Origin of the sequence: Aeromicrobium sp. HA, assembly GCF_027171405.1 — a bacterium.
GTDB classification, from domain to species: Bacteria; Actinomycetota; Actinomycetes; order Propionibacteriales; family Nocardioidaceae; genus Aeromicrobium; species Aeromicrobium tamlense.
Genome location: NZ_CP114372.1, coordinates 3,342,873 through 3,360,524, shown reverse-complemented (window position 1 = coordinate 3,360,524; position 17,652 = coordinate 3,342,873). Strand labels below are relative to the sequence as shown.

Below are 17,652 nucleotides of genomic sequence, written 5' to 3'. Positions count from 1 at the left end.
CATGGCCCTGGACTCCGTGCTCGTCGCCAACCGCGGCGAGATCGCCGCCCGCGTGCTGCGGGCCTGCCGTGAGCTCGGCATCCGCGGGATCGCGGTGCACGTCCCCGGCGACACCGCGCACCTCGCCCTCGCCGACGACGCGGTCGAGGTGCCGGGCTACCTCGACGGCGCCGCGATCGTCGAGGCCGCACGGGGGGCCGGCGCGACCGCCGTGCACCCGGGCTACGGCTTCCTCTCCGAGAACGCGCCGTTCGCGCGGGCCGTGGCCGAGGCCGGTCTGGTGTTCGTCGGTCCGGACGCCGACGTCATCGAGCTGATGGGACGCAAGGACCGTGCCCGCGAGGTCGCCGAGCGCGCCGGGGTGCCGGTCATGCCACGCTACGAGCCCGACGCGGTGCCCGCCGACGCCTATCCCGTGCTGGTCAAGGCCGCGGCCGGCGGCGGCGGCAAGGGCATGCACGTCGTTCGCCGGCCCGAGCAGCTCGCCGACGCGCTCGCCACCGCCGCCCGCGAGGCGCGCGCCGCGTTCGGCGACGACACCCTGCTGATCGAGCGCTTCGTCGAGGGCGGCCGTCACGTGGAGGTCCAGGTCTTCGGCGACCGGCACGGCCACGTGGTGCACCTGCTCGACCGCGACTGCTCCGTGCAGCGCCGCCACCAGAAGGTCGTCGAGGAGGCCCCGGCGCCCGGCCTCGACCCGCGCGTCCGTGAGCGGATCCGCTCCGCCGCCGTGGCCCTGTGCCGCGAGGTCGGCTACGTCAACGCGGGCACGGTGGAGTACCTCGTCCACGGCGACGAAGCGTACTTCCTCGAGATGAACACGCGCCTGCAGGTGGAGCACCCGGTCACCGAGGAGGTCACCGGCACCGATCTCGTCCACTGGCAGCTGGCGGTCGCCGCGGGCGAGCCGCTGCCGCTGGAGCAGGAGGACGTCGTCGAGGTGGGCCACGCGGTCGAGGTGCGCGTCTACGCCGAGGACCCCTACGCCGGCTTCCTCCCGCAGGCCGGCCGGATCCGCGAGGTCTGGTGGCCCGGCGCCCGCATCGAGTCGGTCATCGAGGACTTCGACGGCGCGGACGTGAGCTCCTCGTTCGACCCGATGATCGCGAAGATCATCACGATCGGCGACGACCGCGACGAGGCCGTCGACGCGATGGTCGAGGCGCTGGACGCGACCGCGGTCTTCGGCATCCGCTCGAACGTCGGCTTCCTGCGCCGGATCGTCGACTCGGCCACGTTCCGCGACGCCGCGATGGACACCGGCTGGCTGGACGCCGAGCCCGAGGACCTGCTCGCACCGCCCGAGGTGCCCGGGAGCGCGGCCGCCGCGGCGGCACGTCTGCTCTGGCCCGCGCCCGACGACGGCTGGCGCGTCGCCGGTCCCGCCGCGCCGCTCGTCCTGCCCGTCGTCGACGAGGAGGGCGTCCGCCACGAGGTCAGCGCGTGGCCCGACCACGTCGTCCCGAACACCACCGACGGCGCCCGCGCGTGGGTGGCGATCGAGGGTGAGACGCACGTCTTCGAGCGGCCCGACGGCACGCGTCGGCCACGCACGCTGCACGCCGGCGACGCCGAGGTGACCGCGCCGATGCCCGGCACCGTCATCGCCGTCGAGGTCGAGCCGGGCCAGCGCGTCGAGGCCGGTCAGCGGCTCGGGGCGGTCGAGGCCATGAAGATGGAGCTGGCGCTCACCGCCGCCCACGCGGGCGTCGTCACCGAGGTGGCCGCCACGGTCGGGCGCCAGGTGAAGATGGGCGACCTGCTGTTCCACGTCGAGGCGCAGGAGGACTGATGGCACTGCCGATGGTCGAGCGCGACCCCAGCCTGCCCGCGCGCGTGACGATCTACGAGGTCGGCCCGCGCGACGGCCTGCAGAACGAGTCCGGGATCGTTCCGGTGGACGCGAAGGTCGCGTTCATCGAGGACCTCGTGGCCGCGGGGCTGCCGGTCGTCGAGGCCACCAGCTTCGTGCACCCGAAGTGGGTGCCCCAGCTCGCCGACGCCGGCGAGGTCGTGGCGCGGCTCCCCGTGGCGGGAAGCGTTCCGCTGCCGGTCCTGGTCCCGAACGAGCGCGGTCTCGACCGCGCCCTGGAGGCCGGCGTGCGGCACATCGCGATCTTCGCCAGCGCCACCGAGACCTTCGCGGCCAAGAACCTCAACAGCTCGGTCGAGGGCCAGTTCGCGATGTTCGAGCCCGTCGTCCGCCGCGCGCTCGACGCGGGAGTCGACGTCCGCGCGTACGTCTCGATGTGCTTCGGCGACCCGTGGGAGGGCGCCGTCGACCCGGCCCAGGTCGTGGGCGTCGGACGGCGCCTGCTCGACCTCGGCGCGACCCAGCTCTCGATCGGCGACACGATCGGCGTCGGCACCGCCGCGCACGTGGCCCGGCTCGTCGGCGACTTCGCCGACGCGGGCGTGCCGGCCGACCGGCTCGCGATGCACTTCCACGACACCTACGGGCAGGCGCTCGCGAATGCCCTCGCGGCGCTGCGCTGCGGGATCACCACGTTCGACGCCTCGGCCGGCGGTCTCGGTGGCTGCCCCTACGCCGAGAGCGCGACGGGCAACCTGGCCACCGAGGACCTCGTCTGGATGCTCACCGGTTTGGGCATCGAGCACGGCGTCGACCTGCCGGCGCTCGTCCGTGCCAGCGTGCGGATGGCCGAGGTCCTCGGCCGCGAGAGCCCCTCGGCCGTCGTCCGCGCCCTCGCCTGACCGCCCTGACCCGAGATTTGCTCCATTTTCGACGTTTCAGAGGTGTTGAAAGGTCGAAAATGGAGCAAATCTCGGGACGGGCGGAGGTCAGCGGCGACGGAGGCGGCGATCCTTGAGCTCGGACTGCGCGTAGCGGCCGACCTGCCAGGTGCCGAAGCCGTCGGCACCGGCGCCGACCGCGCCGCCGAGCAGCGGGATCTTCTTGCCGGCCAGCATCAGCGCGCGGCGGCCGATCGTGCGGCCGACCAGCTCGCCGGTGACCTCCTTGGCGATGCGGTCGTCGAGCACGGGGTCGTGCACCGGGGAGGTCGCGAGCGCCATCGGCGACGAGGGCAGCGTGCGCTTCTTGATCATCTCCTTGACCGTGTCCTCGCCGAGCATCACCGCGAGCACGGCGTTGCGCACGCGCGGGTCCTCGATGTCGTAGCCGCGCAGGTGGGCGATGCTCGCGACGAGGTGGCACTGCACGATCGTGACGCCGACGACGTTGGCCGGGACCGTGGCGGGCGCCAGTGCGACGCCGCCGAGGTTCGTGACGAACCCCTGCAGGCCCGCGAGGCTCGTGTGCGAGCGGACGAGCGAGGCGACGGCCTTCTCCACGTCACCGGCGTTCGCGGCGAGCTTGGCCCCGGCCGTCTCGACGACGGGGCGCAGCGGCCCGATGCCGTCGATGGCCTTGTCGAGGACCGTGCGGACGTAGCCCGAGGCCACGGAGGGCACCACCCGGGTGCCCGCCTCCTTCGCGATCCGGTCCTTCATTCCCATGCCGCAAGCATAGGAAGACGGCGCGAATGCGCTCGTTCGCCGCACGCGCAACGGCCCCGGGCCCCCTAGGGTGGGCCCATGGCGCAGGAGCCGTTCTCGACGCAGGTGGCGACTCCCCAGTGGCGCGCCCTCGCCGAGGAGTGGACCGCGGAGGCGCTCGTGCGTCACGGCATCGCGGTCACGGGCCCGAGCGAGCAGCCGCGCATCCGCGCCTGGTCGACCCAGCTCACCGTGCCGACCGACGCCGGACTCGTCTGGTTCAAGGCCACGTGCCCGGCGATGGCGTTCGAGCCGGCGCTGCAGCAGGAGATGGCCAGGCTCGTGCCCGGCGCCGTCCAGGAGCCGCTCGCGATCGACGCCGAGCAGGGCTGGATGCTCACCCGCGACCACGGCCCCACGGTCGGCGACCAGCGCACGCCCACCGCGCAGGACTGGCGGCTCGCGGTCGCCGAGGCCGCGCGGGTCCAGCGGGTGCTCGTCGACCACCGCGAGGAGCTGCTCGCCACCGGACTGCCCGACGCGGCCCCGGAGACCGTCGTCGACCGCTTCGACCGCATGCTCGAGATCCACGAGCAGACGCCGGCCGAGGAGGGTCCGCACGTCGCGCCCGGCACGATCGAGGCGCTGCGCTCGCGGCGCTCCGAGCTCGTGGACGCCTGCGCCGAGCTCGCGGAGTCCTCCCTGCCCTCCACGTGGCAGCACGGCGACCTGCACCCGTGGAACCTCTACGGCACCGACGGCCACGTCGCCCTGTTCGACCTCGGCGACGGCATGTGGGCCCACGCGGTCGAGCTGCTCTGCGTCCCCTACGGCGTGGTCACGTCGTCCGACGACGTGGCCTGGGCCGACGTCGTCCCCGCGTGGCGCGAGGTCTGGGAGGTCGAGCCCGACGAGTTCGACCGGCTGTGGCGCGCCACCGGCTTCACGCACGCGGTGAACCGGGCCGTCACGTGGCACCGGGCCCTGCTGACCGCCACCGCCGCCGAGGTCGCCGAGTGGGGGAGCGCGGTCGAGCACCACCTGGCCTCCATGCTGGACGCATGACGCCGGTCCCCCTGCCGCCCTCGCCCTGGGCGTTCGAGCCCGCGGAGTGGCCCGACGACGACTGCGTCGCCTCCGGCGCCGACCTCGAGCCCTCCACGCTCTTCGAGGCGTACCGCCGCGGCGCGTTCCCGATGCCCGACCGCCGCCGGCTGCTGTGGTGGTCGCCGACGCAGCGCGGCGTGCTCGGCCCGGGCGACCTGAAGGTCTCACGGTCGCTGCGGCGCTCGATGCGGTCGTTCACGATCACCGTCGACACCGACTTCGAGGCCGTCATCGACGCGTGCGCCGACCCGCGCCGTCCGGGGGCCTGGATCGACGCCTCGATCCGCCGCGCGTACGTGCGGCTCTTCGAGCTCGGCCACGCGCACAGCGTCGAGACCCGCGACGAGGAAGGACGGCTGGTCGGCGGGCTCTACGGAGTCGGGATCGGCGCTCTGTTCGCGGGCGAATCCATGTTCCACCGCCGCACCGACGCGTCGAAGGCCGCGCTGGTCGGGCTGGTCGAGCGGATGTCGGTCCTGCCGGACTGGCTGATCGACACCCAGTGGCAGACCCCGCACCTGGCCACGCTGGGCGTCCGCGAGGTCCCGCGGGCGACCTACCTGGCCGCGATCGAGGCCCTCGTGGACCTCCCCGCACCCGATTGGGACTGAAATCTCGCGACACGCCGGGGGCCCCCGGGAGGCGGACCCCTCCGCGTGCTCCCTAGACTGCACGCGTACCCATTTCATCCATTTCAGGAGCAGAATCGTGGCACTTTCCCGCAACGATCTCGTGGCCGAGCTGGCCAACAAGACCGGCAGCACCAAGAAGGACGTCGACGAGTTCGTCACCGCCTTCGCCGAGCTCGTCATCGACTCGGTCGCCAAGGGCGAGAAGATCTCGATCCCGGGTGTTCTCTCGGTCGAGCTCGTCGAGCGCGCCGCCCGCACGGGTCGCAACCCCGCCACTGGTGAGACCATCGACATCCCCGCCGGCAAGGGCGTGAAGGTCAGCGCCGGCTCGCGCCTCAAGGCTGCCGCCAAGTCCGCGAAGTAATTCCTTGCGCGTTCCGACGCCCCCGCCCCTGTGGACACAGGGCCGGGGGCGTCGCGCGTCGTGTGTGAGGATGCGGCGATGACCACCTCGACGCCGTACCACCGGCTCGCCCGCGAGTCACCCGACTTCGCCCACTGGCGGCTGCCGGTCGCGGCCGTCGCGGGCACCGGTCTCTACCTGGCGCTCACGATCGTCCTGGTCGTCGTCGCCGCCCTGGTCGTGGTGGGCAGCGGCGCCAGCTTCGACGCGTGGCTGGACTCGATCGGCGCCACCGTCGACACCGACGAGCCGGGCGCCCTGCTGTTCCAGCTGCTCTCGATCGTCCTGCTGCTGCCGTGCGTCCTGGTGTCCGTCGCGGTGATCTGGCGCCGCCACGTGGGCTACCTCCACTCGGTGGTGGATCACGTGCGCTGGCGCTGGCTGGGCTGGTGCGCGGTCCTGGCCTTCGTCGTCGTCGGCACCGCGCTGGGCCTCTCGATCGTCCTGGCCGCCGCGTCGGGCGAGTCCCTCGGCTTCGACGCCCCCGGCGGCCGAGCGCTGCTCGTGCTGCTCATCGTGCTGCTGGTCGTGCCGTTCCAGGCCGCCGCCGAGGAGTACGTGTTCCGCGGCGCGCTGATGCAGCTGATCGGGTCGTGGACGCGATTCGCGGCCGTCCCGGTGATCGCCACCAGTCTGCTGTTCGCGGCCGGGCACCTCTACAACGTCTGGGGCCTGGTCTCGGTCTTCCTCTTCGGCGTGATCGCGGCCCTGATCACGATCCGCACCGGTGGCCTCGAGGCCGCGGTCGCGCTGCACGTCGCGAACAACATGGTGCTGCTGACCCTCGACGTCCTCGGCCTGATCGACTCCAGCGGCGAGGGCGCCGGCATGTGGAACGAGGTCGTCCCGTCCACGGTCATGTGCCTGGTCTTCTGGGGGCTCGTCGAGCTCTCGGCGCGGCGCCGCGGGTTGCAGCGCCGCCGCCCGCCGCTGCCGGCACCCGCCCCCGCCTACGTCGTCGTGCCCCCGCCGCCGTACGTGCCCGGCCCGTCGGACCACGCGCCGATCCCGGCAGCCCCGGTCCAGCCTGCCGCTCCGGTGCCACCGCAGTCGCTCGTGCCGCCGAACGCGCCGTCCTACCCAGGCGACCCGGGCGTCTGGGGACGCTGAGCCGCTACGACACCACCGGGCGCCCGGCAGCCTCCCACGCGTCCATCCCGCCCTCGAGGTTCACCGCGTGGTGACCCATCGAGGTCAGCCACGCCGTCGCGTGCGCTGATCGCTGCCCGAGGTGGCAGACCACCAGCATCGGGCGTTGCGGATCCAGCCGCTCCACCTGCAGGGGCAGCTGCCCGAGCGGGACGTGGACCGCCCCGTCGATGTGTCCCGCCTCCCATTCGAAGGGCTCGCGGACGTCCAGCACGACCCAGTCCTCGGGCAGCGGGTCGGGCACCTCGGACACGGACACCTGGGGCAGACCGGAGTCACTCATGGGGCGGGGGACCTCCTGTGGGTCTTGAAACCGGGAGAGTTGAATGGTTAATTGTTACTAGTCATGGCTGCGTGGCGCCCATTCGCGCGCCCCGTGATGCGTGCGGAGCGACCGCCGGCTGCGAGAGAGGAGGGACACATGGTGCAGAGCCGCGACCTCGTGCGACTGCCCTTCGAGTCCTCCACCCCGGGCATCGCCAGGACCAAGCTCGCGGCCTTCCTCACCCGCAACCGCACCGACCTCGCCGCGATCGACAACGCGTTGATCGTGCTGAGCGAGATGATCGCCAACGCCGTCGCGCACGGCACCCCCGACCAGGACGGCACGATGGAGATCGGCTGGGCGATCGAGGAGGGGCACCTCCTCCTCAGCGTCCGCGACTCCGGCCATGGCGTCGACATGGTGCCGCGCCCCTTCGACGAGGACTCCCTCGGCGGCCGCGGCCTCTCGATCATCAGCCGGGTCGCCGACAAGTGGTCGGTCGACCTCAGCGAAGGCACGTGCGTGCGTGCCGAGCTCACGCTGGCCTGAGCGACCGCCGTCGGCAGCCGACGGATACCGTGTCGGCCATGGGCAAGAAGTCGAGGCGTACCAAGCCGGCCAAGCAGCGCATGCCGTTCGTGGCGCGCACCTTCGAAGGACTCCCCGCCGAGGGCGACTGGGTCGCGATGCGCGAGTTCGTCCCGTCGGCCACCGCCGTGGTGGGCCTGCGCGACGGCGGCACCGTCCGCGTCTGCTCGCTGCTCCCCGGTGCCGGCGCGGGCCTGGTCCGTCCTGACGGCGAGATCTGGGTGGCCCTGCAGGTACTGCACAACCACGGCGACATCAGCCGCGACCTCGCGCACGTCATCGAGGTGGCGCGGGACACCGAGCCCGGCACCCCGATCCGGATGACGCCTCCCGGTGTCGGCGACCGCCTGCAGGACCTCATCGCGCCCGACGCGTCGTTCGAGCTCGAGCTGCACGACGGCTTCGACTGGTGGCTCGTCGAGGAGGACCGCGGCTCGTCCGCCGCCGCGTCCGCGCTCGAGGAGGCCAACGCCACCGTCGCGCCCACCACGCGCCTCACCGCGACCGACTCGGCCTACGTCACCGACATGGGCGACCACGCGTTCCTGCGCTGGATCATGCTCGACGAGGAGGGCCCGCTGCTCGACGCGTTCGCGCGGCTGCGCGCCGCGGGCACCGACGCGATCACGGAGGGCACCACGCTCATCGGCATCTTCCGCGCGCACGGCCTGCTGGTCCCGGTCTGGGAGCTGGAGGGCGTCGGGGCCGAGGAGCTCGACGCGGCCCTCCCGGCGTTCGTCGCCTCGCTCGACGAGGCGAAGGCGCAGACGGCCGAGCTGTCCGCGGCCGAGCGCACCGCACGCCGCGACCTGGTCAGCCGACAGGTCACCATCCGCTGACACGGCAGCCACGATCGACGTGCCGTCGGTCACGGGGTTCGTGGTCACCGGCACCGAGCCCCTAGGCTGATTGCGTGGACTGGAACGACTACGACGCCGCGTTGTTCGACCTCGACGGAGTGATCACGCCCACCGCCGAGGTCCACGAGATGGCCTGGGGCCGGATGTTCACGGACTTCCTGGCCGGTCACCCCGACGCCGACCCCTACACCGACGCCGACTACTTCGCGTACGTCGACGGCAAGCCACGGTACGAGGGCGTCCGGTCGTTCCTGGAGTCCCGCGGCATCGACCTGCCGTACGGCGACCCGTCGGACGATCCCGCCGCCGAGACCGTCTGCGCGCTCGGCAACCGCAAGAACGACTACTTCTCCGAGGTGCTGCGCACCGAGGGCGTCGAGGCCTACCCCGGCTCGGTGCGGCTGCTCGACGCGCTGGAGGAGCGTGGCGTCAAGGCCGCGCTGGTCTCCAGCTCGCGCAACGCGAAGCTCGTGCTCGAGGCCGCGGGCCTCACCGAGCGCTTCGAGGTGATCATCGACGGCGAGGTCGCCGCGAGCGAGCAGATCGCCGGCAAGCCGGAGCCCGACACCTACGCCGCCGCGGCCGAGCGCCTCGGCGTGCCCACGCAGCGCTCCGTCGTGCTGGAGGACGCCGTCTCGGGTGTCCAGGCCGGCGCGGCGGGCGACTTCGGCCTCGTCGTCGGCGTCGACCGCGGTGCGGGCGCCGACGTCCTGCGCGAGAACGGCGCCGACGTGGTGGTCTCGGATCTCGCGGAGCTGCTGGCATGAGCTCGCACGAGGCGCCGCTGGCGGAGGACTTCCTGGACCGCGACCGCTGGCCCGCCGATCCGTGGCGGCTGGTGGAGACGCACCCCGACCAGACCGACCTCGGCGTCACCGAGACGCTGTTCGCAGTGGGCAACGGCTACCTGGGCATGCGCGGCAACGTCACCGAGGGCCGCGACTCGCACACCCACGGCACGTTCATCAACGGCTTCCACGAGACGTGGCGGATCCACCACGCCGAGGAGGCCTACGGCTTCGCCCGCGTCGGCCAGACGATCGTCAACGCCCCCGACGCGAAGGTCATCCGCCTCTACGTCGACGACGAGCCGCTGCTGCTGAGCGTGGCCGACCTGCTCGAGTACGAGCGCTCGATCGACTTCCGCGACGGCGTCCTGCGCCGCGAGATCCTGTGGCGCACTCCTTCGAACAAGCTCGTGCGCGTCGTGGCCAACCGCATGGTCTCGTTCGCCGAGCGCCACCTCGCGGTGCTCGAGTTCGAGGTGGAGATGGTCGACGACCACGCGCCGATCGCGATCTCGTCGCAGATCCTCAACCGCCAGGACGGCGAGGACGAGTACCACGTCCGCTCCAAGGCGATGGGCGAGGGACACGACCCCCGTAAGTCCGACGGATTCGACCGCCGCGTGCTCGAGCCCAAGCACCAGTGGGGCGACGCCGACCAGGGCCGCGTCGAGCTGGGCTTCCGGTGCGCCGACAGCGGCATGACCCTGGCCGTGGCGGCCGAGCACATCCTCGAGACCGACAACGAGTACACGACCCGCGTGCAGGTCGAGGACGACCTCGCGAAGGTGACCTACCGGATCAACGCCGAGCCCGGCCAGAAGGTCCGCCTGACGAAGCTGGTCTCGTACCACACGTCGCGCGGCGTCCCGGTGCGCGAGCTCGTCGACCGCTGCCGCCGCACCCTCGACCGCGCCTGCTCCGAGGGCGTCGCCCACCAGCGCGAGGCGCAGGTCGCCTGGCTCGCCGAGTTCTGGGAGCGCTCCGACGTCGAGGTGCCCGGGCACGACAGCATCCAGCAGGCGATCCGCTGGAACCTGTTCCAGGTGGCCCAGGCCAGCGCCCGCGCCGAGGGCGCCGGCATCCCCGCCAAGGGCGTCACGGGGTCGGGCTACAGCGGCCACTACTTCTGGGACACCGAGGTCTACGTCCTGCCGTTCCTGACCTACACGAATCCCGACCATGCCCGGAACGCCCTGCGGTTCCGGCACAGCCTCCTCGAGGCCGGACGCAAGCGCGCTCGTGAGATGTCGCAGTCGGGCGCGCTGTTCCCGTGGCGCACGATCAACGGCGAGGAGGCCTCGGCCTTCTACGCCGCGGGCACCGCGCAGTACCACATCGATGCGGACATCGCGTATGCCGTGACGCAGTACTACCTCGCCACCGACGACGAGGACTTCATGATCCGCCAGGGCATCGACATCCTCGTCGAGACGGCGCGGATGTGGGTGGACCTCGGCTTCTGGCGCGACGAGGAGGTGGGCACGTTCCACATCCACGGCGTCACCGGACCCGACGAGTACACGACCGTCGTCAACGACAACCTCTTCACGAACGTCATGGCCCGGTTCAACCTGAGCGCCGCCGCGCTCGCGGTGAAGCAGTTGGAGAAGCGCGCTCCTGACGCCCACCGCCGGATGGTCACCCGCCTGGCGCTCCAGGAGCACGAGATCACCGACTGGGAGCGCGCCGCCCGCAACATGGCGATCCCCTACGACGAGGCGCTCGGCGTGCACCCGCAGGACCAGCACTTCCTCGAGCGCGAGGTCTGGGACCTCGACCACACGCCGCTGGACAAGCGGCCGCTGCTGCTGAACTACCACCCGCTGGTGATCTACCGCTTCCAGGTGATCAAGCAGGCCGACGTCGTGCTGGCGCTGTACCTGCAGGGCAACCACTTCACGGCGGAGCAGAAGCGCGCGAACTTCGAGTACTACGACCCGATCACGACGGGCGACTCCACGCTCTCGGCCGTGGTCCAGTCGATCATCGCCGCTGAGGTGGGCTACCGCGACCTCGCGTACCGCTACTTCCTCGGCGCGCTGTTCGTCGACCTCGCCGACCGGCACAAGAACGCCACCGACGGCGTCCACGTCGCCTCGACCGGCGGTGTCTGGAGCGTGCTGGCCGGAGGCTTCGGCGGGTTCCGCGACCACCAAGGCGAGTTCACGATCGACCCGCGGCTGCCCGACGACTGGGACGAGCTGGTCTACCGCGTCACGGTGCACGGCACCCGCGTGCGCGTCACGGTGCGCCGCGACCAGCTCGAGCTCGTCGTCGAGGACCAGCAGCCCGACGCCCGCGGCCGGGTGGTCGACCCGCAGTTCTTCGTCCGCAAGCGCACGGTGACCGTGCGGCCGGGCGAGCCCGTCGTGGTGCCGCTCGAGGGTCAGGGACCGCAGATCGAGGGCACGCCGCCGTCGGTCTCGGGACGCCGCCGGGCCGACGGCACGGTCATCACCGCCATCGTCCCCGGCAGCTGAGCGTCACTCGGCGGGCGCCAGCGTCGCCGGCACGCGCACGAGCACCACGCCGGGGTGCACCTCGGCGGTGATCTCGCGGCCCTCGCCGGCCGGGTCGCCGTCGAGCTGCATCGGCACGGGCTTCTCGGCCTTCACGTGCACGCGCTGCGCGCACAGCCGGGTGAGGCGGGCGTCGTTGGTCTTGCGGCGCGTGATGACGCGGGCCACGATCGACAGCCAGCCGATGAAGCGCTTCGGCGCGACGATGACCACGTCGAGCAGGCCGTCGTCGATCTGCGCGTCGGGCAGCAGCGGGATGCCGCCCTGCAGGAAGCCCACGTTGCCGATGACGACGGTGCGCGCGCGGAAGTGGCGCGGCTCCTCGTCGTCGAGGGTGATCTCGACCTTGGTGCGCGGGAAGGTGATGGCCTTGACGCCCGAGACGAAGTACGCGAGGTAGCCGACGCGCTTCTTCAGGTCCTCGTTGACGCCGGTCATGATCATCGCGTCCATGCCCAGGCCCGCCATCACCAGGAAGGACGTCTCGGTGCCGCCGTCGGTCGTGAAGGTGGCGAGGTCGATCGCGCGGTCCTGGCCGCCGAACACCACGTCGAGCGCGTCGCGGGTGTTCACGGGGATGTCGAGGTTGCGCGCCAGCAGGTTGCCGGTGCCGTGGGGCAGCACGCCGACGGCGACACCCGAGCGGGTGGCCTCCTCGCACACCGCGCGCACCGTGCCGTCGCCGCCCGCGGCGATGACCAGGTCGACGTCGGCGTCCAGCGCCGCGCGGGTCTGACCGTGGCCCGGGTCCTCGATCGTGGTCTCGAACCACTGCGGCTCGTCCCAGCCGTGCGAGGCGCCGACCTGGCGCACCTTGGCCTTGAAGTCCTCGATGTCGCCGACCTTGACGGGATTGAGGACCACCGCGGCGCGACGTCGACCGGAGCCCGTGACGACGGCGAGGTCGGACGGCAGGCGGCCGCTGCCGCGCACCATGACGTGCCACAGGATCAGCGTGACGGCGCTGCCGAAGCACACGCCCGCGGTGACGTCGCTGAGGAAGTGCACACCGAGGAACACGCGGTCGGCGGCCACCAGCAGCGTGAGGACGACCCACAGGGTCAGCAGCAGCCGGCGCCGCAGGCCGCGGCCGGTGGCCACGATCGTCAGCAGCGCCATGACGGTGAAGAACAGGCCCGCGCCGGCCGAGTGGCCGCTCGGGAACGACCAGCCGCCGATCTCGTGCAGCGGAAGGTCCCACACCGGCCGCTCGCGGCGGACGGCCAGCTTGATCAGGGCGTTCCCGCCCAGCACCACGACGCCGGACGCGACGACCCACAGCGCGAGGATGCGCTCCTGGCGCCACCACAGCAGCCCGGCCAGCACCGCCAGGACGATCCCGACCGACCAGTTGCTGGTCACGATCGCGGTGATGTCGAGCAGGCTGACGAGCCACGCACGCGGCTCGGACACGTCGTACGCCCACTCCGCGACCGACTGGTCGAGGTCCATCAGGGGCTGCCAGCGCATCGACACGAGCACGGCCAGGGTGAGGAACAGGACGCACTCGACCGCCAGGAGAGCGTTCGGGATGAGCGGCCGGTCACCGTCGGCACGGCGCAGGTCGATCGTCACAACAGTCCTCTCGTCCGGAATGGGGCTGCCCCAGCGTAACCGCGCCGCGACACGTCGGCCGGTCACGCCTCGCTAGGCTGGCGGGGTGATCGATCCTCGACTGTTGCGTGACGAACCCGACCTGCTGCGTGCCGCTCAGGAGCGCCGCGGCGAGTCGCCCGAGGTCGTCGACGAGCTGATCGCGGCCGACGAGGCCCGTCGCGCCGCCATCGTGCGGTTCGAGGCGGTGCGCGCGGAGCAGAAGCAGCTCGGCAAGCAGATCCCGAAGGCGCAGGGCGAGGAGAAGCAGGCGCTGCTCGCCCGCACGAAGGAGCTCAGCGCCGAGGTCAAGACCTCCGAGGCGGCGCAGGGCGCCACCGCCCAGGCGTTCGAGGAGCTCCTCAAGACCCTCCCGAACCCCACGGTCGACGCGCCTCCCGGCGGCGAGGACGACTTCGTCGTGCTCGAGGAGGTCGGCACGCCGCGCGACTTCGCGGCCGAGGGCTTCGAGCCGCGCGACCACCTCGAGCTCGGCGAGATGCTCGGCGCCATCGACATGGAGCGGGGGGCGAAGGTCAGCGGCTCGCGCTTCTACTACCTCACCGGCGTGGGCGCCCAGCTCGAGCTCGCGCTCGTGCAGCTGGCGATGTCGACCGCCGCCGAGTGGGGCTTCACGCCGATGATCCCGCCCGCGCTGGTCAAGCCGCAGGCGATGGACGGCACCGGCTTCCTCGGTCAGGCGGCCGACGACGTCTACCACCTGGAGAAGGACGACCTGTACCTCGTCGGCACGTCCGAGGTGCCCCTCGCGGCCTACCACGGTGGCGAGATCCTCCCCACCGAGTCGCTGCCGCGCCGCTACGCCGCCTTCAGCCCGTGCTTCCGCCGCGAGGCCGGCTCGTACGGCAAGGACACCCGCGGCATCTTCCGCGTGCACTGGTTCGACAAGGTCGAGATGTTCGTCTACACGACGCTCGACCAGGCAGCCGCCGAGCACGAGCGCCTGCTGGGCTGGGAGAAGGCCTGGCTGCAGAAGCTGGAGCTGCCGTTCCGCGTCATCGACGTGGCCGCGGGCGACCTCGGCCTCTCGGCCGTGCGCAAGTTCGACTGCGAGGCGTGGATCCCCACGCAGGGCAAGTACCGCGAGCTCTCGTCGGCCTCGAACTGCACCGAGTTCCAGGCCCGCCGCCTCGACGTCCGCACGCGCGGCGCCGCGGACGACGGCACCAGCCACGTCGCCACCCTCAACGGCACGCTCTGCGCCATGACGCGCACGATCGTCGCGCTGCTCGAGAACGGCCAGCAGGAGGACGGCTCGGTGCGTCTGCCCGCCGCGCTGCACCCGTACCTCGGTGAGGTGCTGCGACCCCTCGGTCAGGCGTCCGCGTGAGCTGGCGTCCCCGGCTCGTCGCCCTCGACGTCGACGGCACGATCGTCGACCACCGCAACACGCTGAGCCCTGCCGTACGCGACGCCGTGCTGGGCCTGCGCGAGCAGGGGATCCCCGTCGTCATCGCCACGGGCCGCGCCGTGCCGGGCGTGTACGACGTGCTGGAGAAGCTCGGCTTCCGCGAGGGGCTCGGCGTGGCCAGCAACGGCTCGGTCGTCTTCAACGTCGACCCGTTCGAGGTCGTCCACACCACCACGTTCGACGCCAGCGAGGCGGTCAAGCGCGTGCTCGAGCGGGTGCCCGAGGCACTCGTGGCGGTGGAGGAGGTCGGGGTCGGCTACCGCGTGAACCGTGCGTTCCCCAAGGGCGAGATCACCGGCGAGATCATCCTCGACGAGGTCAACCGGATGGTCTCGCAGCCCGTCACCCGTGTCGTGGTCCGCGCGCCCGACCACGACCGCGACGAGTTCTCCGCGCTCGTGGAGGACCTCGGCCTCGACGGCACGAACTACTACATCGGCTACACCGCATGGCTCGACCTCGCGCCCGAGGGCGTCTCGAAGGCCTCGGGCCTCGAGGTCGTGTGCGCGTCGATGGGCGTCACGGCGGCCGACGTGCTCGCCGTCGGCGACGGCAGCAACGACGTCGAGATGGTCCGCTGGGCGGGCCGCGGCGTCGCCATGGGCCAGGCGCCCGACGAGCTCAAGCAGGTCGCCGACCACGTCACCGGCTCCGTCGAGGACGACGGCCTCGCGGCCGAGCTCACCCGCTGGCTCGACTGACCGGGGAATCGGTCACCCTCGCGCCGTTCGTCGCAGCGCACCCGCCGCTCGTCGGTGTGCGCTGGCGCACACCCGAGTCGGTGGGGCACCGTAAAGTCGTCACCAGTTGTGACCTGCGACACCCCCGAACCCGCCAGGAGGCCCACCCGTGACTCAGACCGGCATCGACAACCTCGCGAACGAGGACCGCAGCTTCGAGCCGCCGTCCGACCTGGCGGCGCACGCCAACGTCACCGCCGAGGCCTACGACCGCGCCGCCTCCGACCGGCTCGGCTTCTGGGCGGAGCAGGCCGAGCGCCTGACCTGGGACACCCCCTTCACCGAGGTGCTCGACTGGTCCAACCCGCCGTTCGCGAAGTGGTTCGTCGGCGGCAGGCTCAACGTCGCCTACAACTGCGTGGACCGCCACGTCGAGGAGGGCCGCGGCGACAAGGTGGCCTTCCACTTCGTCGGCGAGCCCGGCGACACCCGCGACATCACCTACTCCCAGCTCAAGGACGAGGTCAGCAAGGCCGCCAACGCGATCACCGAGCTCGGCATCGAGGCCGGCGACCGGGTCGCGATCTACCTGCCGATGATCCCCGAGGCCGTCATCGCGATGCTGGCCTGCGCGCGCCTGGGCGCCCCGCACACCGTCGTCTTCGGCGGCTTCAGCTCCGACGCCCTCGCCAGCCGCGTGGAGGACTGCGAGGCCAAGCTCGTCATCACCGCCGACGGCGGCTACCGCCGCGGCAACCCGTCGGCGCTCAAGCCCGCCGTCGACGAGGCCCTCGTCAAGCTCGGCGACCGGAGCCCCGTGAAGCACGTGCTGGTCGTGCGCCGCACGGAGCAGGACACCGAGGTCACCGAGGGCCGCGACGTCTGGTGGCACGACGTCGTCGACAGCGCCTCGCCCGAGCACACGCCCGAGGCGTTCGACGCCGAGCACCCGCTCTACGTCATGTACACGTCCGGCACCACGGGCAAGCCCAAGGGCATCCTGCACACCAGTGGTGGCTACCTCACGCAGTGCGCCTACACGTTCAACGCCGTCTTCGACCACAAGCGCGACACCGACGTCTTCTGGTGCACGGCCGACGTCGGCTGGGTCACCGGCCACTCGTACATCGTCTACGGGCCCACGGCCGAGGGCGCCACGCAGGTGCTCTACGAGGGCACGCCCGACAGCCCGCACAAGGGCCGCTGGTGGGAGATCATCCAGGACAAGAAGGTCACGCTCTTCTACACCGCGCCCACCGCGATCCGCACGTTCATGAAGTGGGGCGACGACATCCCCGCGCAGTACGACCTGTCCACGCTGCGCATCCTCGGTTCGGTCGGCGAGTCCATCAACCCCGAGGCCTACGTCTGGTACCGCACGAACATCGGCGGCGACCGCACCCCGATCGTCGACACCTGGTGGCAGACCGAGACCGGCGCGCACATGCTCAGCCCGCTGCCGGGCGTCACCACCGCGAAGCCGGGCTCCGCCATGGGCCCGCTGCCGGGCATCAGCGCCGAGGTCGTGAACGACGAGGGCCAGCCGGTGGGCAACGGCGAGGGCGGCTACCTGGTCCTCACCGAGCCGTGGCCGTCGATGCTGCGCACCATCTGGGGCGACGACCAGCGCTTCAAGGACACGTACTGGTCGCGCTTCAAGGACATGTACTTCGCCGGTGACGGTGCCAAGAAGGACTCCGACGGCGCCATCTGGCTGCTCGGTCGCGTGGACGACGTCATGAACGTCTCGGGCCACCGCCTGTCCACCACCGAGATCGAGTCCGCGCTGGTCTCGCACCCCACCGTCGCCGAGGCGGCCGTGGTCGGCGCCACCGACGACACCACCGGCCAGGCGGTCGTGGCGTTCGTGATCCTGCGCGAGTCGGCGGGTGAGGCGGGCGGCACCGAGGAGGCGATCGTCGCGCTGCGCAACCACGTGGCGAAGGAGATCGGCCCGATCGCCAAGCCGCGCCAGATCATGGTCGTGCCCGAGCTGCCCAAGACGCGCTCCGGCAAGATCATGCGTCGCCTGCTGCGCGACGTGGCCGAGAACCGCGAGGTCGGCGACGCGACCACGCTGGCCGACTCGTCGGTGATGGACCTCATCACGGCGGGCCTGAAGAAGCCCGCGGCCGACCAGGAGTGACCCCGGGTCGGGGGTGCGGCGGTCACGACGG

General features: G+C 71.9%; 16 protein-coding genes. 13 read left to right on the top strand and 3 right to left on the bottom strand.

The window, feature by feature from the left end:
• The first annotated feature begins 1 nt into the window (after window position 1).
• Both O3S82_RS16640 and O3S82_RS16635 read left to right on the top strand, forming a co-directional pair.
• The gene (locus tag O3S82_RS16640) at window positions 2-1,792 is read left to right on the top strand and encodes an ATP-binding protein (protein ID WP_269304345.1); all 1,791 of its coding nucleotides are present in this window, start codon (window positions 2-4) and stop codon (window positions 1,790-1,792) included.
• Entirely contained in the window at window positions 1,792-2,715 is a 924-nt protein-coding gene (locus O3S82_RS16635; RefSeq protein ID WP_269304343.1) for a hydroxymethylglutaryl-CoA lyase, read from the top strand. The genes O3S82_RS16640 and O3S82_RS16635 overlap by 1 nt, the downstream gene beginning before the upstream one ends.
• 87 nt (window positions 2,716-2,802) lie before the next feature.
• On the opposite strand, the gene O3S82_RS16630 is transcribed toward O3S82_RS16635, so the two are convergent.
• Window positions 2,803-3,480, bottom strand: a complete 678-nt coding sequence (locus O3S82_RS16630) for an EcsC family protein (protein WP_179427482.1) — start codon at window positions 3,478-3,480, stop codon at window positions 2,803-2,805.
• Window positions 3,481-3,558: 78 nt separating this feature from the next.
• Between O3S82_RS16630 and O3S82_RS16625 the strand changes: the two genes are divergently transcribed.
• The 4 genes from O3S82_RS16625 (at window position 3,559) to O3S82_RS16610 (ending at window position 6,711) form a co-directional block, all read left to right on the top strand.
• The gene (locus O3S82_RS16625; RefSeq protein WP_269304341.1) at window positions 3,559-4,524 is read left to right on the top strand and encodes a phosphotransferase; all 966 of its coding nucleotides are present in this window, start codon (window positions 3,559-3,561) and stop codon (window positions 4,522-4,524) included.
• Window positions 4,521-5,177 (top strand): leucyl/phenylalanyl-tRNA--protein transferase, encoded by a 657-nt coding sequence (aat, locus tag O3S82_RS16620; RefSeq protein WP_269304339.1) that lies wholly within the window; start codon window positions 4,521-4,523, stop codon window positions 5,175-5,177. The genes O3S82_RS16625 and aat overlap by 4 nt, the downstream gene beginning before the upstream one ends.
• A gap of 97 nt (window positions 5,178-5,274) precedes the next feature.
• Complete coding sequence (locus O3S82_RS16615; protein WP_179427488.1) at window positions 5,275-5,562, top strand: HU family DNA-binding protein; 288 nt, start codon at window positions 5,275-5,277, stop codon at window positions 5,560-5,562.
• Between the two features lie 78 nt (window positions 5,563-5,640).
• A complete protein-coding gene (locus O3S82_RS16610; protein ID WP_269304335.1) occupies window positions 5,641-6,711 on the top strand; it encodes a CPBP family intramembrane glutamic endopeptidase in 1,071 nt (356 codons plus the stop codon).
• A gap of 4 nt (window positions 6,712-6,715) precedes the next feature.
• Here O3S82_RS16610 and O3S82_RS16605 read toward each other — a convergent pair whose 3' ends face one another.
• Complete coding sequence (locus O3S82_RS16605; protein WP_269304334.1) at window positions 6,716-7,033, bottom strand: rhodanese-like domain-containing protein; 318 nt, start codon at window positions 7,031-7,033, stop codon at window positions 6,716-6,718.
• A gap of 138 nt (window positions 7,034-7,171) precedes the next feature.
• Here O3S82_RS16605 and O3S82_RS16600 point away from each other — a divergent pair, with 138 nt between their 5' ends.
• The 4 genes from O3S82_RS16600 to O3S82_RS16585 all read left to right on the top strand — a co-directional run bounded on the left by O3S82_RS16600 (window position 7,172) and on the right by O3S82_RS16585 (window position 11,731).
• Window positions 7,172-7,564 carry an ATP-binding protein gene (locus tag O3S82_RS16600; RefSeq protein WP_179427493.1) on the top strand — a complete coding sequence of 131 codons (393 nt, stop codon included), beginning with the start codon at window positions 7,172-7,174 and terminating at the stop codon, window positions 7,562-7,564.
• A gap of 38 nt (window positions 7,565-7,602) precedes the next feature.
• Window positions 7,603-8,442: a DUF5926 family protein gene (locus tag O3S82_RS16595; protein WP_179427495.1), complete on the top strand. Its 840-nt coding sequence runs from the start codon at window positions 7,603-7,605 to the stop codon at window positions 8,440-8,442.
• 74 nt (window positions 8,443-8,516) lie between these two features.
• Window positions 8,517-9,230 carry an HAD family hydrolase gene (locus O3S82_RS16590; protein WP_269304331.1) on the top strand — a complete coding sequence of 238 codons (714 nt, stop codon included), beginning with the start codon at window positions 8,517-8,519 and terminating at the stop codon, window positions 9,228-9,230.
• On the top strand, window positions 9,227-11,731 hold the full coding sequence (locus O3S82_RS16585) for a glycoside hydrolase family 65 protein (RefSeq protein WP_269304330.1): 2,505 nt from the start codon (window positions 9,227-9,229) through the stop codon (window positions 11,729-11,731). The genes O3S82_RS16590 and O3S82_RS16585 overlap by 4 nt, the downstream gene beginning before the upstream one ends.
• A 3-nt stretch (window positions 11,732-11,734) precedes the next feature.
• On the opposite strand, the gene O3S82_RS16580 is transcribed toward O3S82_RS16585, so the two are convergent.
• Complete coding sequence (locus O3S82_RS16580; protein WP_179427501.1) at window positions 11,735-13,345, bottom strand: YegS/Rv2252/BmrU family lipid kinase; 1,611 nt, start codon at window positions 13,343-13,345, stop codon at window positions 11,735-11,737.
• Window positions 13,346-13,430: 85 nt separating this feature from the next.
• Between O3S82_RS16580 and serS the strand changes: the two genes are divergently transcribed.
• The 3 genes from serS to acs all read left to right on the top strand — a co-directional run bounded on the left by serS (window position 13,431) and on the right by acs (window position 17,621).
• Window positions 13,431-14,714, top strand: coding sequence for a serine--tRNA ligase (gene serS / locus O3S82_RS16575; RefSeq protein WP_269304328.1), 1,284 nt, complete (start codon window positions 13,431-13,433; stop codon window positions 14,712-14,714).
• Entirely contained in the window at window positions 14,711-15,496 is a 786-nt protein-coding gene (locus tag O3S82_RS16570) for an HAD family hydrolase (protein ID WP_179427505.1), read from the top strand. The genes serS and O3S82_RS16570 overlap by 4 nt, the downstream gene beginning before the upstream one ends.
• Before the next feature lie 148 nt (window positions 15,497-15,644).
• Complete coding sequence (acs, locus tag O3S82_RS16565; RefSeq protein ID WP_269304325.1) at window positions 15,645-17,621, top strand: acetate--CoA ligase; 1,977 nt, start codon at window positions 15,645-15,647, stop codon at window positions 17,619-17,621.
• Window positions 17,622-17,652 lie beyond the last annotated feature (31 nt).